Genomic DNA, 24,107 nt, shown 5'->3' with positions numbered 1-24,107 from the left:
GCCGGGTCGCATCCGCACCCGGCGGCTTCTCGTATGTCCGGCCGGGTGCAACCATCAACCCTGGGTCGCATTCACGCCGTTTTCTTCCTCGGACCCCGCTTGCGATAATCGAACGCGGAGCCGCGGTATGAGGGAATGCTCGGACGTCCTAGCACCGGCCACCGGCCGTTCGGACGTGAGCGCGGCCCGTCACTACACAACCGGTGAAGGACAACCACTCATGACGACGCCCACGATCGAGCTCAAGCCCTCCGCCAGCCCGACCTCCGCCGCCGAGCGGCAGGCGATACTGGCGAACCCCGGTTTCGGCCGCCACTTCACCGACCACATGGTGACGATCAAGTGGACCGAGGGCCGCGGCTGGCACGACGGCCAGCTCGTTCCGTACGCGCCGATCCCCCTGGACCCGGCCACCATGGTCCTGCACTACGCGCAGGAGATCTTCGAGGGCCTGAAGGCCTACCGCCGCCCCGACGGCTCCGTCGCCACCTTCCGCCCGGACCAGAACGCCAAGCGCTTCCAGCGCTCCGCCCGCCGCCTGGCCATGCCCGAGCTGCCGGTCGAGACGTTCATCGAGGCGTGCGACGCCCTCGTCGGCCAGGACAAGGACTGGGTGCCCGCGCACGGCGGCGAGGAGTCCCTCTACCTGCGCCCCTTCATGATCGCGACCGAGGTCGGGCTGGGCGTGAAGCCGGCCAACGAGTACCTCTTCCTGGTCATCGCCTCGCCCGCCGGCGCCTACTTCCCGGGCGGCGTGAAGCCCGTCTCCATCTGGGTCTCCGAGGAGCACGTCCGGGCCGTCCCCGGCGGCATGGGCGACGCCAAGACGGGCGGCAACTACGCGGCCTCCCTGCTCGCCCAGGCCGAGGCCGCCGAACAGGGCTGCGCCCAGGTCTGCTACCTCGACGCGGTCGAGCGCAAGTGGGTCGAGGAACTCGGCGGCATGAACCTGTACTTCGTGTACGAGGACAAGATCGTCACCCCGTCCCTCACCGGCTCCATCCTGGAGGGCGTCACCCGCGACAGCCTCCTCACCGTCGCCCGCGACCTCGGCTACCCGGCCGAGGAGGGCCGCGTCTCCGTCGACCAGTGGCAGCGCGACTCCGAGAACGGCACGCTGAAGGAGGTCTTCGCCTGCGGCACCGCCGCTGTGATCACCCCGGTCGGCACGGTCAAGCGCACCGGCGGCGAGTGGCAGCAGTCGGACGGCGAGCCCGGCGAGGTCACCCTCAAGCTCCGCCAGGCCCTGCTGGACATCCAGCGGGGCACTGCCGTGGACCAGCACGGGTGGATGCACAAGCTGGGCTGACGCCCTTACGGGTGATCGCCGGTGGGCGCATTGCTCGCATTCTGAGACACCCGTGAGCGCGGGGGCGGTCTGTGCCAGACTGCCCCCGTGCTCTCGTTCGCCATGATTATTGGCAGCAGGCGCGCCGGTCCGCAGTGACCGCTCCGTACGACAAGGTACGAGCGGACATCGTGTCCTCGACCCGCGCGCAGACCTCTCGCACCCGCGAGAGGTTTTTCGCTTTTCTGGCCCACCCACAGCCGGGAGCGAGAGCGCGAGGGACCATGGGGGGATGGTGGAGCCGGTCATTCCGGTAACGACCGAGATCCAACACAGGAGCCTTCAGACCATGACCGAAACCAGCGAACTCGACGACTCTTTCCACGTCTTCGACACCACCCTGCGCGACGGCGCGCAGCGTGAGGGCATCAACCTCACCGTCGCCGACAAGCTGGCCATCGCCCGGCACCTGGACGACTTCGGAGTGGGCTTCATCGAAGGCGGCTGGCCCGGCGCCAACCCCCGCGACACCGAGTTCTTCGCCCGCGCGCAGGCGGAGATCGACTTCAAGCACGCGGCGCTGGTCGCCTTCGGCGCGACCCGCCGGGCCGGCGCCAAGGCGGCGGAGGACCCGCAGGTCAGGGCGCTGCTGGAGTCGGGCGCCGGGGTGATCACCCTGGTCGCGAAGTCCCACGACCGGCATGTCGAGCTGGCCCTGCGCACGACGCTGGACGAGAACCTGGCGATGGTCGGCGACACGGTGTCCTTCCTGAAGAGCCAGGGCCGCCGGGTCTTCGTCGACTGCGAGCACTTCTTCGACGGCTACCGCGCGAACCCGGAGTACGCCAAGGCGGTCGTCCGGGCGGCCGCCGAGGCCGGCGCGGACGTGGTCGTCCTCTGCGACACCAACGGCGGCATGCTCCCGGCGCAGATCCAGGCGGTCGTCTCCACCGTCCTCGCCGACACCGGCGCCCGCCTCGGCATCCACACCCAGGACGACACCGGCTGCGCGGTCGCCAACACCCTCGCCGCGGTGGACGCGGGCGCGACGCACGTCCAGTGCACGGCGAACGGCTACGGCGAGCGGGTCGGCAACGCCAACCTGTTCCCGGTGGTCGCCGCCCTGGAGCTGAAGTACGGCAAGAAGGTGCTGCCCGAGGGCCGGCTGCGCGAGATGACCCGGATCTCGCACGCGATCGCCGAGGTCGTCAACCTCACGCCGTCCACGCATCAGCCGTACGTGGGAGTCTCGGCCTTCGCCCACAAGGCGGGCCTGCACGCCTCGGCCATCAAGGTCGACCCCGACCTCTACCAGCACATCGACCCCGAGCAGGTCGGCAACACCATGCGGATGCTGGTCTCCGACATGGCCGGCCGCGCCTCCGTCGAGCTCAAGGGCAAGGAGCTCGGCGTCGACCTGGGCGACGACCGCGAAGTGGTCGCCCGGGTCGTGGAGCGGGTCAAGGAGCGCGAGCTCAAGGGCTACACCTACGAGGCCGCGGACGCCTCCTTCGAACTCCTGCTGCGCGCCGAGGTCGAGGGCAAGCCGCTGAAGTACTTCGAGGTCGAGTCCTGGCGCGCCATCGTCGAGGACCGCCCCGACGGCACCCACGCCAACGAGGCCACGGTCAAGCTGTGGGCCAAGGGCGAGCGGATCGTCGCGACGGCGGAGGGCAACGGCCCGGTCAACGCCCTGGACCGGGCCCTGCGCGTGGCCCTGGAGAAGATCTACCCCCAGCTGGCCAAGCTCGAGCTGGTCGACTACAAGGTCCGCATCCTGGAGGGCGTGCACGGCACCGAGTCCACCACCCGCGTCCTGATCTCCACGACCGACGGCGCCGGCGAGTGGTCCACGGTCGGCGTCGCCGAGAACGTCATCGCGGCCTCGTGGCAGGCCCTGGAGGACGCGTGCACCTACGGGCTGCTGAAGGCGGGCGTGGACCCGGCGGAGTAGTTCCCCGTCCACGGCATGTCTGGTATCGGTGGGTTTCGGGTAGCTTCGAGGTATGAAGGTCGCGACCTCGACCCGGCCTCCCCGAGGCCTCACCGGACTGCTGTTCGCACTGGCGCTCGCCGTCCTGACGGTCCTGACCGTGCTGTCGGCGGGCGCCCCGCGAGCCACCGCGGCCTCGACCGACCTCTCGACCATCGCCGACTCGCTCCGCAAGAGCCCGGTCTACGTCGACCCCGACGCGAGCGCCCAGCTGTCCCAGGCGGACGCGCACGCGCTCCAGCAGCAGATCGAGAACGCCGACAAACCGCTGTTCATCGCGGTCCTGCCCGCCGGCCACCCCACGGCGGACCTCTTCACCGACCTGCGCACCGCCACCGGCGTCACCGGCCTCTACGCGATCCGCCTCGGCGACCGCTTCGACGCCCGCGCCGACTCCTCCGTCATGTCGCGCACGGCCGTGCAGAACCTGGTCACCAGCGTCCGGGGCGAGAGCGACGCCAAGACCCAGCTGGACGACTTCACCGACCGTGCGCTGGCCGACATGGGCGGCTCGGCCCCCGCGAGCTGGAACTCCTCGGGCGGCGGCGACGGCGTCTCGTCCACCGCGCTGATCGCCGCGGGCGCGGTCCTGGTGGCCGGCGGCGCGGGCGCGTACACCCTCGTGCGGCGAGGCCGCCGGCGTCACGAGCAGGAGCAGCGGGCCTCCCTCGAACGGCTGCGGGTCGTCGTCGACGAGGACATCACGGCCTTCGGCGAGGAACTCGACCGGCTGGACTTCCATCCGTCCGAGCCGGGCGCCGACGACCTGATGCGCGCCGACTACGAACGCGCCCTGGACGCCTACGAGCAGGCGAAGTCGCTCATGGCCGCGGCGACGAGACCGGAGGACGTCCGCGCCGTCACCCAGTCCGTGGAGGACGGCCGCTTCTCCCTCGCCCAGCTCGCCGCCCGCCGTGCGGGCGAGCCGCTGCCCGAGCGCCGTCCGCCCTGCTTCTTCGACCCCCGCCACGGGCCCTCGGTCACCGACGCCACCTGGACGCCGTCCGGCGGCGCCACCCGCGAGGTCCCGGTCTGCGCGGCGGACGCGACCCGGCTGGCCGACGGCCGCGACCCCGTGATCCGCGAGGTCGACAGCGACTACGGCCGCCGCCCGTACTGGGAGGCCGGCCCCGCCTACGGCCCCTGGGCGGGCGGCTACTTCGGCGGCGGCATCCTGCCCGGTCTGCTCGTCGGCACCATGCTCGGCTCCCTGATGGCCGCCCCGTCGTACGCCTCCGACTACGGCGCCGGCTACGGCGACTTCGGCGGCGGTCACGAGGGCGGCGACGTCTCCGGCGCGGACTTCGACGCGGGCGACTTCGGCGGCTTCGGCGGTGGGGGAGGGGACTTCGGCGGGGGTGGCGGGGGCGACTTCGGCGGCGGGTTCTGAAGACCCGGGCAGGAGACGGGGAACGGGCACGGGCCCGGCGCAGGTCGGCGCCGGGCCCGTGGCCTTCGTACGAGGTCGTCGCTCGTGAGCGCGGCTCACGGCGGCGCAGTCGCCTGCGTCAGAGCGTGGCGGCCGCGGCGGTGATCGCCGAGGCGAAGGTGGACACCTCGGAGTAGACGCCGGGGGCGTTGGCGCGGGCGCAGCCGATGCCCCAGCTCACGATGCCGACCTGGATCCACGCGTTGGCGGCGTCCCGGCGGAACATCGGGCCGCCCGAGTCGCCCTGGCAGGTGTCGGTGCCGCCGGCCGCGTAACCGGCGCAGATCTCGTCGCTGGCGACGAGCCCGCTGTAGCCGCTGTACGCACGACAGGTCGCGTCACTCACGAACGGCACGGTGGCCTTGAGCAGGTAGCGCTGCTGGGCGCCGCCCTCGGAGGCCGAACCCCAGCCGGCGATGGTGAAGGTGCCGGTGTTGTACTGCGTGGTGGTGGCGATCTTCAGGGTGGCCTGGGTGGTGATGGGCGAGGCGAGCTTGATCAGCGCCCAGTCCTTGCCGTTGCCGTTGTAGCCGGGGGCCCGGTACACGTACGTGGACTTGACCTGGACCCGGCCGGTGGTGGACTGCAGGTCCACGACGCCGGCGGTGGCGGTGATGCTGGTGTTGGCGCCGGTCCCGCTGACGCAGTGCGCGGCGGTGAGCACGATCTGCTGGGTGAGCAGGGACCCGCCGCAGCCCATGGAGAGCCGGACCATGAACGGGAACTCGCCCTGCGCGGCACGGGTTCCGCCGACGACGGGGGAGGGCGCGGCCTGCGCGGCCGAGACGGGCTGGAGGCTGGCGATCGCGAGCGCGGCCGCGCCGACGGCGGCGAATCTCTTGAACGCCGTGAGGAGCTTCTTCAAGGTGCTGCCTTCCGTGGGGGGTTGAGTTTGGCGCGATCATGTCAAACCGATGGACAAAGAAATGCCCATGCGCTGGCATGGTCAGGTCAAATCTGTTGTTGGATTATGAGAAGGCTGTGAGCCCTTGCACAAGGGGGCTGATTCAGCCACGCCCGGCAGCGGGGGCGGCCGGTGCCGGGGCCGGGACAGGAGCGAGGCCGGCGAGCGCGCCGAGGGGCTCACCGCTCAGCCGGCAGACCTTCCACTCCTCCAGGAACTCCACCCCGAGCGACTTGTAGAAGTCGATCGCCGGCTGGTTCCAGTCCAGCACCCACCACTCGAAGCGCTCGTAGCCCTTCTCCCGGCAGAGCGCGGCGAGAGCGGCGAGCAGCGCCTTGCCGTGGCCGCCGCCACGGGCCTGCGGCCGGACGTAGAGGTCCTCCAGATGCATGCCCCGGGTCCCGGTCCAGGTGGAGAAGCGGGGGAACCACAGCGCGAACCCCAGCACCTCGCCCGTGCCGCCGTCGTCCTCGGCGATCAGGGCGAAGGCCGCGGGATGCTCCCCGAACAGCGCATCGCGCACCTGTTCCTCGCCGGCCCTGGCCTGCTCGACCGCCTTCTCGTACGCGGCCAGCTCCCGGATCATCGCGCGGATCTCCGGTACGTCGTTCGGCGTGGCGGCTCGGATCATGCGCAGGATCATGGGCGACCGCCGCGAGCCGTGTCCACGCAATTCCGCCCCTCGGACGGAGGGGACGCGGCGGGCTGGTCCTGAAGGACGGTTCCAGGCCTCCGGCGGACAGGGGCGCAGGCCCGCAGGGCCCGACCGGCGGCCGCGCTCGCGAAGTCGGAGGAGGCGGCCGCCGGTTCCGGGTGAGCGGGGTCGCGGTTCCCGGCGGACCGCCGTCAGTCCTGGACCGCCGCCTTGGCGAAGCCGAGCAGTGCCTCGAAGTCGATCGCCCCCGGATCCCCGTGCGCGTTCTCGGGGACGTGCATGTGCCCGCACACCCCCTTGAACCCGTTCCACCGCTCCCCGCTCATCCGCTGCCCGCCGCCGTTCCCCGCCGACTTCGGGTACGCCGGCCACAGCGTCGGTCCGCGCAGCGGCACGTCGTGGTGGATGTGCATCCACGCCAGGTACTGGGCGACGGCGCGCAGTGCCCACTCCGGGGCCTTCGGCCAGTACATGTGGGCCTGTCCGCGGGCCTTCCACTTGGCGTGCAGTTCGGGGTCGCAGGTGCCGACGAGTTCCGCCTGGCAGACGTTCAGCGTGTTCGTCTCGACGCCGCCCCTGCGGTTGGCCAGCGCCCGCGAGGAGATGTCGATGTCGAAGTGCTGGTACCACTTCAGCCGTTTGGCGGCGAAGTCCGGCACCGCCGTCAGGTTGGGTGCGACGGCGCCGCCCTGGTAGTCGGGCAGCGAGCCGCCCTCCGTGGTGTGCAGGACGATGACGTTGACCTCCATGCGGTCGCCGCCGAAGTCGTCCTGGTACCAGTGGTCGCGGTTCGCGCCGGGGTAGTGCTGGGGTCCGGTCCTGGTGCTCATGCCTTGTGACTGTGACACGGAACACAGCGAGGGGCCGGAAGCTCTTCGCTTCCGGCCCCTATCCGCCGATTTCTTCTGAAATGGGCCGCATGCTTAGGCGTTCTTGATCGCCGAGATGTCGAAGTTCAGCTTGATCTTGTCGGAGACCAGCACGCCACCCGTCTCCAGCGCGGCGTTCCAGGTCAGGCCCCACTCGGAGCGCAGGATCTCGGCCTTGCCCTCGAAGCCGACGCGCTCGTTGCCGAACGGGTCCTTGGCGGAGCCGTTGAACTCCAGGTCGATGGCGAGCTGCTTGGTGACGCCGAGGATGCTCAGGTCACCGGTGATGCGGTAGTCGTCGCCGCCCAGGGCCTCGGCGGAGGTGGAGCGGAAGGTCATCGTCGGGAACTCTTCGGTCTTGAAGAAGTCCGCGCTCTTGAGGTGGCCGTCACGGTCGGCGGACCCGGTGTCGACGCTCTCCATCTTGACGTCGATGGAGGCGGTCGAGCGGGACGGGTCGGCGCCGTCCAGGTGCAGCGTGCCGGTGAAGTCGCCGAACTTGCCCTTGACGTTGGTGACCATCGCGTGACGGGCGACGAAGCCGATCGCCGAGTGCGCCGGGTCGATCGAGTACTCGCCGGTCAGGGCGGCGAGCTCGGGGTTCACCGTGCCGTCCGCGGCGGTGGTGGCGGCGGTGGTCTCGTCGGTGCTCTTGCGGCCGAAGATGCCCATGACGTGCTCCTTGGGGACGGGGGAAGATCGTTGATGTTTAATCTTCAACGAGGTCAACACGGGAGACCGTAGACCTATTCCGTTCAACATTCAACTTCATTCGCGGCGTGTCTCCTGTTGCTTTCGAGGGTGCACCTCCTGCACTGAGGTCGGTGCCCGTGAATCGTCGTCCGGGGCTCCGTTCACCCCGGGGATGGCATGCGCGGGCAGGAATTGTGAGCTGGGTCTCAGCGTCCGGGTTTGTTCGACCCCTACAAGCTCCTGGCCCTCTGAGCAGTCGGAACGGCTGCATGCCGGTCGGGTTCTGTTCAGGGGTACCAGGAAATGGCTCCGGAGACTGTACGGAGTCGACGTCTCTCTTTCCTTGGCGAGCTTCGTAAGGTCGCTACATGACCGTTTTGGAAGAGACGACGGGTGAGCCGACCGGGGAACCCACGGACGCGCGCGGCCGAGTGGCCGAGCTGCTGGAGATCCGTGCCCAGGCGCTGGCCGGCCCGAGCGAGAGGGCGACCCAGGCGCAGCACGCCAAGGGCAAGCTGACCGCCCGGGAGCGGATCGAGCTCCTCGTGGACCCGGGGTCCTTCCAGGAGGTCGAGCAGCTGCGCCGGCACCGGGCGACCGGCTTCGGCCTGGAGTCCAAGAAGCCGTTCACCGACGGCGTCATCACCGGCTGGGGCACGGTCGAGGGCCGCACGGTCTTCGTCTACGCCCATGACTTCCGCATCTTCGGCGGCGCGCTGGGCGAGGCCCACGCCACGAAGATCCACAAGATCATGGACATGGCCATCGCGGCCGGCGCCCCGCTGGTCTCCCTCAACGACGGCGCCGGCGCCCGTATCCAGGAGGGCGTCTCCGCCCTCGCCGGCTACGGCGGCATCTTCCAGCGCAACACCCGCGCCTCCGGTGTGATCCCGCAGATCAGCGTGATGCTCGGCCCCTGCGCCGGCGGCGCGGCCTACAGCCCCGCCCTCACCGACTTCGTCTTCATGGTCCGCGAGACCTCGCAGATGTTCATCACCGGCCCGGACGTCGTCAAGGCCGTCACCGGCGAGGAGATCACCCAGAACGGCCTCGGCGGCGCCGATGTGCACGCCGAGACCTCCGGCGTCTGCCACTTCGCGTACGACGACGAGGAGACCTGCATCGCGGAGGTCCGCTACCTCCTCTCGCTGCTCCCGCAGAACAACCGCGAGAACCCCCCGCGCGTCGAGTCGGGCGACCCCGCCGACCGCCGCAGCGACGTCCTGCTCGACCTGGTCCCGGCGGACGGCAACCGTCCGTACGACATGACCAAGGTCATCGAGGAGATCGTCGACGACGGCGAGTACGTGGAGATCCACGAGCGCTGGGCCCGCAACATCATCTGCGCGATGGCCCGGCTCGACGGCCGGGTCGTCGGCATCGTGGCCAACCAGCCGCAGTCCCTCGCGGGTGTCCTGGACATCGAGGCGTCGGAAAAAGCTGCACGCTTTGTCCAGATGTGTGACGCTTTCAATATCCCGATCGTCACCTTCCTGGACGTCCCCGGATTCCTCCCGGGCGTCGACCAGGAGCACGGCGGAATCATCAGGCACGGCGCGAAGCTGCTCTACGCCTACTGCAACGCGACCGTGCCGCGGATCTCGCTGATCCTGCGCAAGGCGTATGGAGGCGCCTACATCGTCATGGACAGTCAGTCCATCGGCGCCGACCTCACCTACGCGTGGCCGACGAACGAGATCGCCGTGATGGGTGCCGAAGGCGCCGCCAACGTCATCTTCCGGCGTCAGATCGCCGAGGCCGAGGACCCCGACGCGATGCGGGCCCGCATGGTCAAGGAGTACAAGTCCGAGCTGATGCACCCGTACTACGCGGCGGAGCGCGGTCTGGTCGACGACGTCATCGACCCCGCCGAGACCCGCGAGGTCCTCATCAAGTCCCTGGCCATGCTCCAGTCGAAGCACGCGGATCTGCCCTCGCGCAAGCACGGCAACCCCCCGCAGTAACCCGACGGATCCCCTGCGGAAACCTCATCCACGGAGACTTACACACATGAACGCTCCCGACATTCGCGTCGAGAAGGGCCACGCCGAGCCCGAGGAAGTCGCCGCCATCACGGCGATCCTCCTGGCCCGCGCCGCCGCCCAGCCCGCCACCGCCGACACCCACCGAAGCCGCCCCAAGGCCGGCTGGCGCCGCCTGGAGCGCGAGGGCGGCTTCCGCGCCCCGCACAGCTGGCACTGAGTGTGAAACGACGGAAGGGCCCCTCTCTTGCGAGAGGGGCCCTTCCGTCGTTTCAGGGGCGCGGGGAACTGCGCGACAAGCCGAAAGGGCTGCCGCAGACGGCATACAACCGTCCGTGGCAGCCCAGTGGCCGTACAAGCAGCTACCTACCGCAGCCGAGCCATCAACGCATGCTCCACCAGAGTGATGAGCGCAGACTTCGCGTCGGCGCGATGCCGCGCGTCCGTCGTGATGATCGGTGTGTCGGGGCCGATCTGCAGCGCCTCGCGCACCTCGTCCGGGTTGTACGGCTGACTGCCGTCGAAGCCGTTCAGGGCGATCACGAACGGCAGACCCGAGTTCTCGAAGTAGTCGACCGCGGGGAAGCAGTCGGCGAGGCGGCGCGTGTCCACCAGCACGATCGCACCGATCGCGCCGCGCACCAGGTCGTCCCACATGAACCAGAACCGGTCCTGGCCGGGCGTACCGAAGAGGTACAGGATCAGGTCCTGATCCAGGGTGATGCGGCCGAAGTCCATGGCGACCGTCGTGGTCGTCTTGTCCCCGGTGTGGGTGAGGTCGTCGATGCCCGCCGACGCGGACGTCATGACGGCCTCGGTACGCAGCGGATTGATCTCCGAAACAGCCCCGACGAACGTGGTCTTGCCCACGCCGAAGCCGCCCGCCACCACGATCTTCGCGGAAGTGGTGGAGCGGGACGGACCCCCGCTAGAGCTTGCGAAGTCCACTGAGCACCCTTTCGAGCAGTGTCACGGCTGGCTGGCCGCCGGCGCTCTCGTCGCCGCCGGGCTGATGAATGGCGACCAGGCCCGCCTCCGCCAAATCGGCGACGAGGATCCTGGCCACGCCGAGGGGGATGGTCAGCAGCGCCGAGATCTCGGCGACCGACTTGATCTCTCGGCAGAGGTTGCAGATCCGCTGATGCTCGGGCAGTTGGCCCTGCATCTGGTGCGGCTGCGCAGTGGTGTGCACCAGCGCCTCGATGGCGAGCTGGTAACGCGGGCGGGTCCGGCCACCGGTCATGGCGTACGGACGCACCAGCGGGTTGTGTGCCGCTCCGGCGGGCGCCGGCTCGGGGGAGCGGCGCTGCGGCTGCACAGGCTGGATACGCGGGGCCTGCGGCTGGTCGTACGGCGACGGCCCGGGGCCCTGCGGGCTCTGGGGTGCGTACGGCCGCTGCTGGCTGGGCGCGGAGGGGAAGTTGTAACGGTTCGGGTTCTGGGAACCGTCGCCCTGGCCCTGGGCAGGGCCGTACGACCAGTTACCCGAATTCGAACCGCCTGGGGGTGTTGCCACTTTCTCTCCTCCTCCGACTGTGCCTGGCACCCATCACGTGGACGCCGCGTCCCGAAACCCTACGGCCTCGGGACGCCAAAACGCACCGTCCGTCTGTTAGTTGAGAAGGCTCCCTTGGAGCTCCGCACGAAGGTCGGGCGTCAGGACCGAGCCTGCTCGGTCCACCAGAAGTGCCATCTCGTACCCAATGAGGCCGATGTCCGCCTCCGGGTGGGCGAGAACGGCGAGCGAGGAACCGTCGGAGATGGACATGAGGAAGAGGAATCCCCGCTCCATCTCCACAACCGTCTGGTTCACGCTGCCTCCCTCGAAGATCCGGGAGGCGCCTGCCGTCAGGGACGTCAGACCGGAGGCCACGGCCGCGAGCTGGTCGGCTCGGTCGCGGGGGAAGCCTTCGGACATCGCCAGAAGGAGTCCGTCGGCGGAGACCACCACCGTGTGGGACACCCCCGGGGTGTTGTCCACGAAGTTGGTGATCACCCAGTTCAGGTTCTGTGCCGCCTGGCTCATCGGGCTCACACTAACGCTCCTGGTTGTAGGTGCTGTCAGGACCGAGGCCCTGGCCGTTCGTTTCACTGCTGCCTGCGCTGCGGCCACGCTGCACGCCGCGTCGCAGGTTGCTCAACCTGCCCCGGACGTCCTCCGGGGCGCGGGAGACCTGTGGGCCTCCCTGGGGGGTGTTCTCGGCGGCGCCCTCGACCAGGTTGGCCTTGGGCACCCGCCGCGGCAGACCGGAGGAGGTGACCCCGCCCGCCTTGGGCTTCTTCAGAGCGGAGGCCTGCTGCCAGCGCTCGTCGTTCGCCGAACGCCAGGCGTCGCCGCCGCCGCCGTTGCTCTCCGGGGTGGAGGCCGGCGTTTCCTGCTTCGCGGGCCGGGCGCCGTTGGAACCGCTTGCGGTGGATCCGCGGCGGGGCAGACCGGCGTCGGTCAGCGCATGGGGGGCGGAGGGGGCCGGTCCCGGACGGTCGAAGCCTACGCGGTTGTGCTCGGCCGCGTCAGCGACCGACGTGGACTCCGCTTCCGGAGCGTACTGGTCCGGGTAGCCGTTCTGGTAGCCGTTGGAGCGGCCGTTGGCATGGCCGTTCTGCTGGGGCCAGTCGTCCTGGTAGGGCTGCTGCTCCTGGTACGGCTGGAAGCTCTCCTGAGCGCCCGCGGGAGCCGCCGTCCGGTCCTCCTGGACGGGTTCCGCATACGCCGGGTCGGGGTAGCCGCCGTTCGCGGTGAACGAGTCGCCGCTCTGCGGCGCACCGCCGTTCGGCGCGAAGTACTGGTCGTCGTACGCCGGGCGCTGCTGCTCCTCGTACGCCGTCTGCTGGTCGAACGAGGCGGGCGCCTCGGCATAGCCGGTCGCACCGCTGTCGTAGCCGGCCCGGGCGCCGTTCTGAGCCGGGTCGTAGCCGTTCGCGCCGACGTCGTAGGCCGACGGCTGACGGTTGGCGTCGAAGCCCTCGCCGTACGCCGGCGTCTCGCCGGACTGCGGCTGTGCGTTCGGCTGGTCCGGCTGGCCCGGGTGGGTTTCCAGGGCCGCCCGGCGTTCCTCGCGCTGCAGGGAGCGCCCGACCGGGTCCAGCTCGCGGATGTCGTCGGGGACCTCGTAGCGGCTGTCGTCGAAGCCCAGTTCGGCGGCGGTGCGCATCGGCAGACCGTTGCTGAAGTCCTCGCCGCCGAAGCTCGGCTGCTGCTGCTCCGGGATGATCTGCGAGACCGTGAACTCGTCGCGCGGCTGCTGGTTGTCGCCGCCACCGCCGTGGGTGATGGCGTCCGGCAGCATGACCAGCGAGGTGGTGCCGGCCTGCTCGCCCGAGGGGCGCAGCTGGACGCGGATGCCGTGCCGGTCGGACAGCCGGCCGACCACGAACAGGCCCATGCGCTGCGAGATCGCGGCGTCCACCGTCGGCGGGTTGGCCAGCTTGTGGTTGATGTCGGCGAAGTCCTCGGCGGTGAGGCCGATTCCCTTGTCGTGGATCTCGATCATGACCCGACCGTCGGGGAGACGGGTGGCCGTGACCCGAACCTTGGTCTGCGGGGAGGAGAACGTCGTGGCGTTCTCCAGCAGCTCGGCCAGCAGGTGCACGAGGTCGGTCACGGCGCGGCCGTGGATCTCGGCCTCCGGGACGCCCGACAGCTCGATGCGCTCGTACTGCTCCACCTCGGAGGAGGCGGCGCGCAGCACGTCGACCAGCGGGACCGGCTGGTCCCAGCGGCGGCCGGGCTCCTCGCCGGCGAGGACCAGGAGGTTCTCGCCGTTGCGGCGCATACGGGTGGCTAGGTGGTCCAGCCGGAAGAGGTTCTCCAGCTGGTCGGGGTCGGCCTCGTTGTTCTCCAGGTCGGTGATCAGGGTCAGCTGGCCCTCGATCAGGGACTGGTTGCGGCGCGACAGGTTGGTGAAGATCGCGTTGATGTTGCCCCGCAGCAGGGCCTGCTCGGCGGCCAGTCGGACCGCCTCACGGTGGACCTGGTCGAAGGCGCGGGCGACCTCGCCGATCTCGTCCGTGGTGGTGATCGGGATCGGGGCCACCCGGGTGTCGACCCGGCCGGGGTCGGTGCGGGAGAGCTGGTCGACCAGCATCGGCAGCCGCTGTTCGGCGATGCCGAAGGCCGCGTTGCGCAGCTGGCGCATTGCACGGCTCATCTGGCGGGCCACGGCGCCGGCGAGGATGAACGCCAGGAGGAGGGCGACGACGACGGCGGCACCGGTGATGATCGCGGAGGTCTTGGCGTCAGCGGCGATGTCCGAGGCCTCGGTCACGGCCTTGTCGGCCATGTCCGACTCGATCTGCCGGTAGGCGTCGTACTTGAGAGTGGTGACCGCCCACCAGTTCTCCTTGCTGATGCCCTTCTCGGCGAGCCCGGCGCGCTCGGCGCCCGAGGTCGTCTCCATCGTGGAGATGGCGCCGACCATCGTGGTCGGATCGGACGGCGGCGGTACGTAGTCCGGGTCCTTCTGCTTCGCCTCGGCGGCCTGTGCGGCGCCGTCGGACTTGATCTTCGCCTCGGCGTCGTCCAGCTTCTTCGCGTCGGCCTCGGTGCCACCGCCGATGTACTCCTCGACGGCGATGCCCTCGAGGTAGGCGTAGGAGGAGAGGGAGACCTTCTGCTTGGCGAAGTCGGTGTCCTCGGGACCCGGCTTGATCAGCAGATGCATGCCGATCGAGCGCTCCAGCGAGAGCGCGGCCTTGGTCAGCGAGATGGCGTAGACGGTACGGCCGTAGGAGGTGATGTTTCCGGTGCCCAGACCGAGTTCGTTGGAGAACTCCATCAGGGGGTGGGCGACCTGGGTGTAGCCCTCTTCGGTCTGCACACCGGTGAGCTTGGCGGTGTAGGCGGCCGCGCGCAGCGTCGTCAGCTTGGTCTCCGCGGTGCGGAACAGCTGCAGTCGGCGCTCCAGACCGGCCTTGGCCGGCATGTCCTGCGCGGCCACGTCGAAGGCGTCGGCGGCGGTGTCGGTGGCCTTGCGGGCCGCGGTGACCGTCGCGTCGGTCCGCTTGCCCGCGAGGAGGGGCGCGGCCGAGATGTCGCGCTCCTTGTAGAGGGCGTCGCCGTAGCTCAGCGCGGCCCGGACCAGGCGCGCGGTGTTCTCCGCGTCCTCGGCCTCCTGCCAGGTGTCGATCGAGCTCTTCACCTGGAAGCCGCCCATGACCAGGCCGACCACCACGGGTATGAGCAGAATCGCGTTCAGCCGGGTCGGCACCCGCCAGTTGCGCGGGGAGAGACGGCCGCCGCTCTTCGCGGGTGCGGCCGTCGGCTCGGATCCGGGCACAGGGGCGGACGCCGCTCCGCGCGGCGGCGGCGTGAAGTTGCCCCGGGCCGCCGGCTCGGGACTTTTCTTGCTTCGCCTCACTCGACCAACAACCTCTCGGCGGTCGGCACCTTCGTCGTGCCGCAGTGTCTCAGAGCCCGGCCAGCCATCGACCATGAGTACGTCATTGACTATTGGGCAGTTCAGGCATTCCAGCACGACGACCAGTCCTCTTCCAAACATGGGAAAGAGTTGGTTGGACGTGATGTAAACCCCAGATAAAACGGTCAAAAAGAACGAGCCCCGCCAAAAGGCGGGGCCTTCGTGAGCACAGCGAGACCAAGTGACCGCGACGCGTGGCGGTACCACCCGATTCCTCTGCCGAAACGTTATGAACACCGGAGCCGGCCGTGTCAAAGGCCACAGCCGGCTCCGAAGCGTCTACGACAAGTGCCGTATGGCGCCGAGTATTTGAAACTACCGCAGTCGTGCCATCAGCGCGTGCTCGACCAGGGTGATCAGCGCGCTCTTGGCGTCCGACCGGTGCCGGGCGTCCGTCGTGATGATCGGGGTGTCCGGGCCGATCTGCAGCGCCTCGCGCACCTCTTCGGGCTGGTAGGGCTGCGAGCCGTCGAAGCCGTTGAGGGCGACGACGAACGGCAGTCCGCTGTTCTCGAAGTAGTCGACCGCGGGAAAGCAGTCGGCGAGGCGGCGCGTGTCCACCAGCACGATCGCACCGATCGCGCCGCGCACCAGGTCGTCCCACATGAACCAGAACCGGTCCTGGCCGGGCGTGCCGAACAGGTAGAGGATCAGGTCCTGGTCGAGCGTGATACGGCCGAAGTCCATGGCCACCGTGGTGGTGGTCTTGTCCCCGGTGTGGGTGAGGTCGTCGATGCCCGCGCTCGCGGACGTCATCACGGCCTCCGTGCGCAGCGGGTTGATCTCGGAGACGGCGCCCACGAACGTGGTCTTGCCCACGCCGAAGCCGCCCGCCACCACGATCTTCGCGGAGGTGGTGGCCCGCCCCCCGTCAGAGCTTGCGAAGTCCACTGAGCACCCTTTCGAGCAGCGTCACGTCCGGAGCGCCGCCGTTGTTCTCGTCGCCGCCCGGCTGGTGGATGGCCACCAGGCCTGCCTCGGCGAGGTCTGCGACGAGGATCCGCGCCACACCCAGCGGCATGGCCAGAAGCGCCGAGACCTCGGCGACCGACTTCACCTCGCGGCACAGATGACAAATGCGCTGATGCTCCGGAAGCAGCCCCATGAGCGCTGCCGGGTCGGCCGTCGTGCTGATCAGCGCCTCGATGGCGAGCTGATAGCGCGGCCGGGTCCGGCCACCGGTCATCGCGTACGGACGCACCAGCGGCTGGTCGCCCTCATCCCCGTACGGCTCCGCGTACGGATCATGATGGGCGGTGGGCGGGGTCATGGATCCTCCGGGCGGGACAGCATTCTCGGTCAGTCGTGCCGTCCGTCGAGGCCGGGTGGGGGGATTGTGTCGGCCAGACGGTGATTTCGTGAGGTGGGTGGTACTGGGGCGGGTCAGTGGAGCAGACTGCCCTGGAGCTCGGCGCGCAGGTCGGGCGTGAGCACCGCGCCCGCGCGATCGACAAGGAGTGCCATCTCGTAGCCCACGAGGCCGATGTCGCACTCGGGGTGCGCCAGTACGGCGAGGGAAGAGCCGTCCGAGACGGACATGAGGAAGAGGAAGCCTCGTTCCATCTCGACGACGGTCTGCGCAACGCTGCCGCCCTCGAAGATCCGAGAGGCTCCGGCCGTCAGCGAGGTCAGTCCCGAAGCGACGGCCGCCAACTGGTCGGCACGGTCGCGCGGGAAGCCCTCTGACATCGCGAGCAGGAGCCCGTCGGCAGACACCACGACGGTGTGGGACACCCCAGGGGTGTTGTCCACGAAGTTGGTGATCAACCAGTTCAGGTTCTGTGCTGCCTGGCTCATCTGGCTCAACTAACGCTCCTGCTGGTGAGTGGGGCTCGGGAAACTGCCGGTCTGACCGTTGCCGGCCTGACGACCCTGCGCGATGCCCCGACGGAGATTGGTCAGCCGTCCACGTACGTCGTCAGGCGCACGCGAGACCTGCGGACCGGCTTGGTGCTGTTGCTGCTGAGCCGTGCCCGGGACGAGGTTCGCCCTGGGCACCCGGCGCGGCAGTCCGGAAGTGGTGACGCCGCCCGCGGCCGGCTGCCTGACGCGCTCGGCCTGCCGGACGAGTTCGTCGTTCGGCGAGGTGCGCCAGGAGGAAGTGGCGGCCGCGGGACGTTGAGGAGCAGCCGGAGCCTGCGGCTGCTGGTGCTGCTGCTGGGGATCCGGAGCCGAACCGCCCGCCGCCTGCTGACCGTGGAACCAGTTGGTCTCCAGCGTGTCGTACAGCGGGGTACGTCCGTCACCGGGACCGGGGGCCGGCGGAAGCGCCTCCGGCTCCGGACGGCGGTTGGGCCGCGGCGGGACCGCCGGCTGCTGCGGAGTGCCGTAGCCGTTCTGCTGCGGAGCGGCGAACTGGCCGGTGGACGAGGGGTCCTGGCGGCCGGGCAGCGAGTGCTGTCCGGTGGCGGAGCCGTCGTAGCCGGGGGCGGCGAACTGGCCGGTGGAGCTGTTGTCGTACGCCTGCGGAGCGAACTGGTTCGGGTTCGCAGGAGCGTTCTGCCCGCCCGGGGCGCCGAAGACGTCGGAGCGGGTGAAGCCGTTCTCGTCCGGCCGGCCGCTGGTGCCGGGCCGCTCGAACTGGCCGGTGTCCGGCCGTCCGTTCGTGCCCGGACGCTGGAACTGGCCCGACTGGAAGTTGTCGGTCACGGCCGGGAACTGGCCCGTGCTGTGCAGCCCGTTCGAGGTGGCCCGGCCGAAGTCGGCGGGACCGGCCGGCCCCTGGCGCTCGTCCATCCGGGGGATCGCCGGTATCTCGGCGGTGGCCGCGGGACCGGAACGGTCGTCGATGCGCGGCATCCGCGACGTCTGGGCGACGTCCGGCTCCTCGTGGCCGCGCGGGGCGTCCAGCGGGGTGCGCGGCACCGGCGGCTGGGCGTTCTCGTCGCCCCAGCTGGGCACGCGCGGCTGCGGGTTGCCGCCGGGCAGCTCGGCGCGCGGACCACCGCGCGGCGGCAGCTGCGGCTGACGGCCGCGGCCGCCCTGCTCGGACTTGTTGCCCCGCTGCGGCGGACGTCCGGCGCCGAACATGTCGGTGCCCTGCGGGGTGGTGCCGGCCGCCTGCAGACCCTGCGGCGCGCCCGGCGCCTGCCCGCCGAAGCCGGCGCCCGCACCGGCCGGAGCCGGTCGGCCCTGCTGGGGGGAGGACTGGGGCTGCTGCGGTCCACGCGGCGGCTGGCCGCCGGGACGGCCACCGCCGTCACGGCCGGGCAGCGCGGCCCGGGGACCCTGGCCCGCGGCGAGCCTGCCGCCCGCGCCGGCCGGTGCGCCGGCGCCGAGGGGGCCGCCCTGCGGACCGTTGCGCCGCGCGGCGGCGACGCCCGCGGCGGCCTGCGCGGCGGCGGGACCGCTCGCGCCGGCGCCCTGACCGGGCTTGGGCTGGGGCTTCTTGCCGCCCTGGGCGACGTCCACCGGCAGCATGACCAGCGCGGTCGTGCCACCGGAGTCGGACGGGCGCAGCTGGATGCGGATGCCGTGTCGCTGCGACAGCCGACCGACCACGAAGAGGCCCATGCGGCGGGAGACGGAGACGTCCACGGTCGGCGGCGAGGCGAGCCGCTCGTTGATCGCGGCGAGGTCCTCGGGGGAGAGGCCGATGCCGGTGTCGTGGATCTCGATCAGGACGCGGCCGTCGGGCAGCGCGTGACCGGTGACCTTGACCTTGGTCTGCGGCGAGGAGAACGAGGTCGCGTTCTCGAGCAGCTCGGCGAGGAGGTGCACGAGGTCGTTGACGACGCGGCCGGCCACTTCGGTGGTCGGCACCGAGGACAGCTCGATGCGCTCGTACTGCTCCACCTCGGACGCGGCGGCGCGCAGCACGTCGACCAGCGGGACCGGACGGGTCCAGCGACGGCCGGGCTCTTCACCGGCGAGGACCAGGAGGTTCTCACCGTTACGGCGCATGCGGGTCGCGAGGTGGTCGAGCTTGAAGAGGGAGGACAGCTGGTCCGGGTCGGCCTCGCGGGACTCCAGTTCGGAGATCAGCGACAGCTGGCGCTGGATCAGACCCTGGGAGCGGCGCGAGAGGTTGGTGAACATCGCGTTGACGTTGCCCCGCAGCAGGGCCTGCTCGGCGGCGAGACGGACGGCCTCGCGGTGCACGTCGTCGAAGGCCGCGGCCACCTGGCCGATCTCGTCCCGGGAGTGCACACCGACCGACTCCACGGACGTGTCGACGTCCTGCGGGTCGGACTCGGACAGCTGCTTGACCAGCTCGGGCAGTCGGTCCTGGGCGACCTTGGTGGCGGTCTCCTGGAGGCGGCGCAGCGAGCGGATCATGGACCGGGCGACGACGAACGCGCCGACCAGCGAGACACCGAGGACGAGCAGGATGAGCGCACCGGAGATGATCGCTTCGCGCTCCGACTCGGCGCGCAGCTCACGCGCCTTCTGCTCCATCTGCTCGAGCAGCGTGTGCTCGATGTTGTTCATCTGCTGGATCTTGGTCGAGCTGTCGTCGATCCAGTCCTGGTACGACCGCTTGTCCAGCGACTGCAGACCGTTGGAGGAGCTGAGGGCCCGGGTGGCGTAGGTGTCCGCCTCCTCGATGACCGGGTTGCCCTTCTGGATGGGCTGCAGCAGCTCTTCGGAGTCGTCGTCGCCGTAGATGCTGCGGAAACTCGCGAGCTCGGTTTCCTGGTTCTCGAGAGCGGCCTCGGCGTACTGCCGGTCGTTCTCGTTGAGGGAGCCCTGCGCGGTGTTGCCCACGGGCAGCGCGGCCGCCAGGGTGGCGCGCTGGATGGAGGCGTACTCCTTGGCGGAGGAGAAGGCGGCCAGGGCACGCGTGCGCTGGATCATCTCCGGGTTGTTCGTGGCCTGCGCCATGTCCTGGGAGAGGTCCAGCAGGCTGGTGATGAGGCGGTGGTACGCCTCGACCGTCTGCGTGGAGTTGCCCTTGTCCGCGTAGGCGGTGCTGCGGATCTTGGCGAGGTTGCCGAGGTCGCTGAGGAGGCCGACGAGGCTGTCGCGGACACCCTGGAGGTTGCCGTCCGTACTGGCGGCGTCGATCTCCTCCGAGGCGTCCTGGAACGCGGTCAGGGCCTTGTCGGTCTTGCCGCGGTAGCCCTTGACGCCGAAGTCGGTCGCCGAGCTGCCGTGCGCCAGCGGGCCGGCGGAGCGGTCGCGCTCGTTCTGCAGCTGGACGGCCAGCTCGGTGGCCTGCTTGGTCATGTCCGTCAGCAGCTTCATGTTGTCGAGCTGCTGGATGTCGTCCATGGACTGGTTGATGCGGAACGCGCCCAGGGTGGTGGCCGCGACCACGGGCAGGGTCAGCAGCGCCACCAGACGCGTGGAGATGCGCCAGTTGCGCAGCGCGACCCGCGCGCCCGGACCGGGGGGACCGGTCGGTGGTTTGGCCGTCGGAGTCGGGGGGAGAGAACTCGGCGACGCGGACGCGCCGGGGCGCCCGGAGCGCTCACCGCCGTCGCCGGACGCTGCCGGGCCCGGGTTCTGGGCGTGCTGGGGCGAGGAGCCGACTGCCATCGGGCCGGTCCCGCCGTGCGGCTCCGGCTCGGCCGAAGCGCTGCCATCCCTCTTGAAACGTCCCTGCACTAGCGTCGCAACCTCTGGACCAGGCGCCTCTCCGCGTGAACGGAAAGACGGTGTCGGCGTGTTGGGGAGCGTCCTGAATACGCCCCCCGGATGGTCGTGAATGACCGGCGCTCGCTCCCCCTGTCTCGCCGCCACCGGGCGCGTAGTGCGCCCCTGTGCGCCGGCTCGATCCCGCGGCGGTCCGAGGAATTCCAGCACAGTGCAGGATCTCCAACAAGGCCCGTTGGCCAGGCTGTGACATCCGTGACACCACGTAAGGGTCAAGTTACGGGATGTAGAAACTGTTCCCACATAAGGCGGACATAAGAGGGCGAAGGAGGGGGGTGCGGGGGGTGTCCCAGTCGCCATGATCAGGAGCGGAATGAGCGCTTCAGGTGGCCAATGTCCGTTTCGTAGCGATCGCTTGGATGCCTGGATTGACCGCTTTGCCCATGGATTCGTGAGCAAACTCACACGGTGATCATGGGACCTTCACGCGTTCACCGGGAATCGCGTGTTTAGCCTGACGCTTTACAGGGATGGCAAACCCGACAAGCCGCGCCTGTGCGACGCCCATCGACGGCCCGCCCGGCGCCCGGAAACGACAGGGTCAAGTACAACAGTGAAGACGACGACGATGTTCCACAAGATCGCCAACCCGCGACGCACGACGCTGGCTCACCTCAAGGACGCCGACGAACTGCAGCTCCCGGAGCAGGCGGAGCACTCCGTCGACCTCCCTGCCCAGACTGCCAACCCCAAGCGCACCATCCTCATGGAGATCCCGGTCGCGGCCGCCGCGCCGCAGTAGTTCCTGACCGGTAAGTACGCGCACCGGCCGCCGAATGCTCAGGGCGGCCGCCCACGGATGTCAAGGGCGTCCCCGGCCGGGGACGCCCTTCCGCGTTAGCCTGGAGCGTCACACTCCAGCCAGCTCAGTCAAGGGGCCAACCAACCCGTGCGCATCGCCAGGTTCTCCATCGACGGGAACGTCGCCTTCGGCGCGGTCGAGGGCGACAAGCCGGACGAGCTCGTCCTCGACATCATCAAGGGCATCCCGTTCGCGGACTTCGAGCTCTCCGGCACGAAGGTGCCGCTGAGCAAGGTCCGACTGCTCCCGCCCGTGCTGCCCAACAAGGTCGTGGCCTTCGGCCGCAACTACGCCGCGCACGCGCGTGAGCTGGGCAACGAGGTGCCGGACGCCCCGTTCGCCTTCTTCAAGCCGTCCACCTCGGTGATCGGCTCCGGCGACGACATCCAGTACCCGTCCTTCTCCACGGACGTCCACCACGAGGCAGAGCTCGCCGTGGTCATCGGCCGGCTCTGCCGCGAGGTCCCGCGCGAACGCGTCAAGGACGTGATCCTCGGCTACACCTGCGCGAACGACATCACCGCCCGCGACGTCCAGAAGCGCGAGAAGCAGTGGGCCCGGGCCAAGGGCTTCGACACCTCCTGCCCGCTCGGCCCCTGGGTGGAGACCGGCCTGGACCTGAAGACCGCGAGCGACCTCACCATCCAGCTCACGGTCAACGGCGGACAGCGGCAGCTCGGCCGCACCAGCGAGATGATCCACTCGATCGAGGATCTGATCGTCAACATCACCGAGGCCATGACGCTGCTCCCCGGCGACGTGATCCTCACGGGCACCCCGGCAGGGGTCGGCCCCCTGGCTGTCGGCGACGAGGTCGCCGTCACCATCGAAGGCATCGGCACTCTCACCAACAAGGTTGTCAAGCGTGGCTAGCGCACCCGGCTCCCCCGTACGCGTCCGTTTCTGTCCCTCGCCCACCGGCAACCCCCACGTGGGCCTGGTGCGGACGGCCCTGTTCAACTGGGCGTTCGCCAAGCACCACCAGGGCACCCTGGTCTTCCGCATCGAGGACACCGACGCGGCCCGCGACTCAGAGGAGTCCTACGAGCAGCTCCTGGCCTCGCTGCGCTGGCTGGGCTTCGACTGGGACGAGGGCCCGGAGATCGGCGGCCCGCACGCGCCCTACCGCCAGTCGCAGCGCATGGACATCTACAAAGACGTCGCCGAGAAGCTGCTCGCCGCCGGCCACGCCTACCGCTGCTACTGCTCCCAGGAGGAGCTGGACACCCGCCGCGACGCCGCCCGCGCGGCCGGCAGGCCGTCCGGCTACGACGGCCACTGCCGCGACCTCACCGAGGTGCAGGAAGCCGAGTACCGGGCCCAGGGCCGCACCCCGATCGTGCGCTTCCGGATGCCCGACGAGACGATCACCTTCACGGACCTGGTCCGCGGCGAGCTCACGTTCACCCCGGAGAACGTGCCCGACTACGGCATCGTCCGGGCGAACGGCGCTCCGCTGTACACGCTGGTCAACCCGGTGGACGACGCGCTGATGGAGATCACGCACGTCCTGCGCGGCGAGGACCTGCTCTCCTCCACCCCGCGGCAGGTCGCCCTCTACAAGGCGCTGATCGAACTCGGCATCGCGCAGTCCGTGCCGGCCTTCGGTCACCTGCCGTACGTGATGGGCGAGGGCAACAAGAAGCTCTCCAAGCGCGACCCGGAGTCGTCCCTCAACCTCTACCGCGAGCGCGGCTTCCTCCCCGAGGGACTGCTCAACTACCTCTCGCTGCTGGGCTGGTCGCTCTCGGCCGACCAGGACATCTTCACGATGGACGAGATGACCGCGGCCTTCGACATCGCGGACGTCAACCCCAACCCGGCGCGCTTCGACCTGAAGAAGTGCGAGGCGATCAACGCCGACCACATCCGGCTGCTGGACGTGAAGGATTTCACGGAGCGCTGTGCACCCTGGCTGAAGGCCCCCTTCGCGCCCTGGTCCCCGGAGGACTTCGACGAGGCCAAGTGGGCGGCGATCGCCCCGCACGCCCAGACCCGGCTGAAGGTGCTGTCGGAGATCACCGACAACGTCGACTTCCTCTTCCTCCCGGAGCCGGTCTCCGACGAGGCGAGCTGGACGAAGGCGATGAAGGAGGGCAGCGACGCCCTGCTGACCACCGCTCGGGAGAAGCTGGAGTCGGCCGACTGGTCCTCCGCCGAGTCCCTGAAGGAGGCCGTCCTGGCCGCCGGCGAGGCCCACGGCCTCAAGCTCGGCAAGGCCCAGGCTCCCGTCCGCGTGGCCGTCACCGGCCGCACGGTCGGCCTCCCCCTCTTCGAGTCCCTGGAGATCCTGGGCAAGGAGAAGACGCTGGCGCGGATCGACACGGCGCTGGCGAAGCTGGCGGCGTAACCGGCGGACACAGGTGAGGGGCGGCACCCGGAACTCCTCGCTCGTGCGGGCCCGGGCCCAGGGCGAGCTTCCCGAGGACCGTGATCCACGCGCGCTGGCCCGCATGCTGCTCGTCCTGCTGCAGGGT

At 69.9% G+C, this 24,107-nt stretch carries 20 protein-coding genes and 1 pseudogene; 9 read left to right on the top strand and 12 right to left on the bottom strand.

Annotation, left to right across the window (positions count from 1 at the left end; translation table 11 throughout):
• Positions 1-220: 220 nt before the first annotated feature.
• The 3 genes from ACWD4O_RS40400 (at position 221) to ACWD4O_RS40390 (ending at position 4,671) form a co-directional block, all read left to right on the top strand.
• Complete coding sequence (locus ACWD4O_RS40400) at positions 221-1,309, top strand: branched-chain amino acid aminotransferase (protein ID WP_451288035.1); 1,089 nt, start codon at positions 221-223, stop codon at positions 1,307-1,309.
• Positions 1,310-1,637: 328 nt separating this feature from the next.
• A complete protein-coding gene (cimA, locus tag ACWD4O_RS40395) occupies positions 1,638-3,242 on the top strand; it encodes a citramalate synthase (RefSeq protein WP_450950728.1) in 1,605 nt (534 codons plus the stop codon).
• Between the two features lie 52 nt (positions 3,243-3,294).
• Entirely contained in the window at positions 3,295-4,671 is a 1,377-nt protein-coding gene (locus tag ACWD4O_RS40390) for a hypothetical protein (protein WP_451288034.1), read from the top strand.
• Positions 4,672-4,789: 118 nt separating this feature from the next.
• Here the strand turns inward: ACWD4O_RS40390 and ACWD4O_RS40385 are convergent, their stop codons facing one another.
• From ACWD4O_RS40385 to ACWD4O_RS40370, 4 genes are all read right to left on the bottom strand, one after another.
• Positions 4,790-5,575 carry a S1 family peptidase gene (locus ACWD4O_RS40385; protein WP_451288033.1) on the bottom strand — a complete coding sequence of 262 codons (786 nt, stop codon included), beginning with the start codon at positions 5,573-5,575 and terminating at the stop codon, positions 4,790-4,792.
• A gap of 142 nt (positions 5,576-5,717) precedes the next feature.
• Entirely contained in the window at positions 5,718-6,245 is a 528-nt protein-coding gene (locus tag ACWD4O_RS40380) for an N-acetyltransferase family protein (protein ID WP_451288032.1), read from the bottom strand.
• Positions 6,246-6,460: 215 nt separating this feature from the next.
• Entirely contained in the window at positions 6,461-7,099 is a 639-nt protein-coding gene (locus tag ACWD4O_RS40375; protein ID WP_451288031.1) for a hypothetical protein, read from the bottom strand.
• 93 nt (positions 7,100-7,192) lie between these two features.
• A complete protein-coding gene (locus ACWD4O_RS40370) occupies positions 7,193-7,810 on the bottom strand; it encodes a YceI family protein (RefSeq protein WP_451288030.1) in 618 nt (205 codons plus the stop codon).
• A gap of 389 nt (positions 7,811-8,199) precedes the next feature.
• On the opposite strand from ACWD4O_RS40370, the gene ACWD4O_RS40365 reads away from it, so the two are divergent.
• Together ACWD4O_RS40365 and ACWD4O_RS40360 are read left to right on the top strand one after the other, a co-directional pair.
• Entirely contained in the window at positions 8,200-9,795 is a 1,596-nt protein-coding gene (locus ACWD4O_RS40365; protein WP_451288029.1) for an acyl-CoA carboxylase subunit beta, read from the top strand.
• A gap of 46 nt (positions 9,796-9,841) precedes the next feature.
• Positions 9,842-10,033 carry an acyl-CoA carboxylase subunit epsilon gene (locus ACWD4O_RS40360; RefSeq protein WP_451288028.1) on the top strand — a complete coding sequence of 64 codons (192 nt, stop codon included), beginning with the start codon at positions 9,842-9,844 and terminating at the stop codon, positions 10,031-10,033.
• Between the two features lie 146 nt (positions 10,034-10,179).
• Here ACWD4O_RS40360 and ACWD4O_RS40355 read toward each other — a convergent pair whose 3' ends face one another.
• The 8 genes from ACWD4O_RS40355 to ACWD4O_RS40320 form a co-directional block, all read right to left on the bottom strand.
• Complete coding sequence (locus ACWD4O_RS40355; RefSeq protein WP_006375305.1) at positions 10,180-10,761, bottom strand: GTP-binding protein; 582 nt, start codon at positions 10,759-10,761, stop codon at positions 10,180-10,182.
• Positions 10,742-11,329 carry a DUF742 domain-containing protein gene (locus ACWD4O_RS40350; protein WP_450950721.1) on the bottom strand — a complete coding sequence of 196 codons (588 nt, stop codon included), beginning with the start codon at positions 11,327-11,329 and terminating at the stop codon, positions 10,742-10,744. Before ACWD4O_RS40350 ends, ACWD4O_RS40355 begins: the two co-directional genes overlap by 20 nt.
• Before the next feature lie 96 nt (positions 11,330-11,425).
• The gene (locus ACWD4O_RS40345; RefSeq protein ID WP_037737006.1) at positions 11,426-11,839 is read right to left on the bottom strand and encodes a roadblock/LC7 domain-containing protein; all 414 of its coding nucleotides are present in this window, start codon (positions 11,837-11,839) and stop codon (positions 11,426-11,428) included.
• A gap of 10 nt (positions 11,840-11,849) precedes the next feature.
• A complete protein-coding gene (locus ACWD4O_RS40340) occupies positions 11,850-15,170 on the bottom strand; it encodes a sensor histidine kinase (RefSeq protein WP_451288027.1) in 3,321 nt (1,106 codons plus the stop codon).
• 375 nt (positions 15,171-15,545) lie between these two features.
• Complete coding sequence (locus ACWD4O_RS40335) at positions 15,546-16,121, bottom strand: GTP-binding protein (protein WP_054239771.1); 576 nt, start codon at positions 16,119-16,121, stop codon at positions 15,546-15,548.
• Positions 16,102-16,500, bottom strand: a complete 399-nt coding sequence (locus tag ACWD4O_RS40330; RefSeq protein WP_009190816.1) for a DUF742 domain-containing protein — start codon at positions 16,498-16,500, stop codon at positions 16,102-16,104. The genes ACWD4O_RS40335 and ACWD4O_RS40330 overlap by 20 nt, the downstream gene beginning before the upstream one ends.
• Positions 16,501-16,613: 113 nt before the next feature.
• Entirely contained in the window at positions 16,614-17,027 is a 414-nt protein-coding gene (locus ACWD4O_RS40325) for a roadblock/LC7 domain-containing protein (protein WP_003993189.1), read from the bottom strand.
• Positions 17,028-17,036: 9 nt separating this feature from the next.
• A complete protein-coding gene (locus ACWD4O_RS40320) occupies positions 17,037-20,780 on the bottom strand; it encodes a nitrate- and nitrite sensing domain-containing protein (protein ID WP_451288026.1) in 3,744 nt (1,247 codons plus the stop codon).
• A 601-nt stretch (positions 20,781-21,381) separates the two neighbouring features.
• Here ACWD4O_RS40320 and ACWD4O_RS40315 point away from each other — a divergent pair.
• The 4 genes and pseudogenes from ACWD4O_RS40315 to ACWD4O_RS40300 all read left to right on the top strand — a co-directional run.
• The gene (locus ACWD4O_RS40315; protein ID WP_351911671.1) at positions 21,382-21,570 is read left to right on the top strand and encodes a hypothetical protein; all 189 of its coding nucleotides are present in this window, start codon (positions 21,382-21,384) and stop codon (positions 21,568-21,570) included.
• A 147-nt stretch (positions 21,571-21,717) separates the two neighbouring features.
• Positions 21,718-22,503 carry a fumarylacetoacetate hydrolase family protein gene (locus tag ACWD4O_RS40310; protein ID WP_451288025.1) on the top strand — a complete coding sequence of 262 codons (786 nt, stop codon included), beginning with the start codon at positions 21,718-21,720 and terminating at the stop codon, positions 22,501-22,503.
• Positions 22,496-23,980: a glutamate--tRNA ligase gene (gltX, locus tag ACWD4O_RS40305; protein ID WP_451288024.1), complete on the top strand. Its 1,485-nt coding sequence runs from the start codon at positions 22,496-22,498 to the stop codon at positions 23,978-23,980. Before ACWD4O_RS40310 ends, gltX begins: the two co-directional genes overlap by 8 nt.
• A 31-nt stretch (positions 23,981-24,011) precedes the next feature.
• Positions 24,012-24,107: pseudogene (locus ACWD4O_RS40300) on the top strand (TetR family transcriptional regulator); the annotation flags it as partial.

This window comes from Streptomyces sp. NPDC002623, from assembly GCF_053592635.1.
Note: the sequence above shows the minus strand (reverse complement) of the source record. Positions and strands in the feature narration are given on the sequence as shown.

Coding starts and splice junctions, on each gene's coding strand:
- ACWD4O_RS40400 (WP_451288035.1), top strand. CDS start 221: ATGACGACGCCCACGATCGAGCTCAAGCCCTCCGCCAGCCCGACCTCC.
- cimA (WP_450950728.1), top strand. CDS start 1,638: ATGACCGAAACCAGCGAACTCGACGACTCTTTCCACGTCTTCGACACC.
- ACWD4O_RS40390 (WP_451288034.1), top strand. CDS start 3,295: ATGAAGGTCGCGACCTCGACCCGGCCTCCCCGAGGCCTCACCGGACTG.
- ACWD4O_RS40380 (WP_451288032.1), bottom strand. CDS start 6,245: ATGATCCGAGCCGCCACGCCGAACGACGTACCGGAGATCCGCGCGATG.
- ACWD4O_RS40375 (WP_451288031.1), bottom strand. CDS start 7,099: ATGAGCACCAGGACCGGACCCCAGCACTACCCCGGCGCGAACCGCGAC.
- ACWD4O_RS40370 (WP_451288030.1), bottom strand. CDS start 7,810: ATGGGCATCTTCGGCCGCAAGAGCACCGACGAGACCACCGCCGCCACC.
- ACWD4O_RS40365 (WP_451288029.1), top strand. CDS start 8,200: ATGACCGTTTTGGAAGAGACGACGGGTGAGCCGACCGGGGAACCCACG.
- ACWD4O_RS40360 (WP_451288028.1), top strand. CDS start 9,842: ATGAACGCTCCCGACATTCGCGTCGAGAAGGGCCACGCCGAGCCCGAG.
- ACWD4O_RS40345 (WP_037737006.1), bottom strand. CDS start 11,839: ATGAGCCAGGCGGCACAGAACCTGAACTGGGTGATCACCAACTTCGTG.
- ACWD4O_RS40330 (WP_009190816.1), bottom strand. CDS start 16,500: ATGACCCCGCCCACCGCCCATCATGATCCGTACGCGGAGCCGTACGGG.
- ACWD4O_RS40325 (WP_003993189.1), bottom strand. CDS start 17,027: ATGAGCCAGGCAGCACAGAACCTGAACTGGTTGATCACCAACTTCGTG.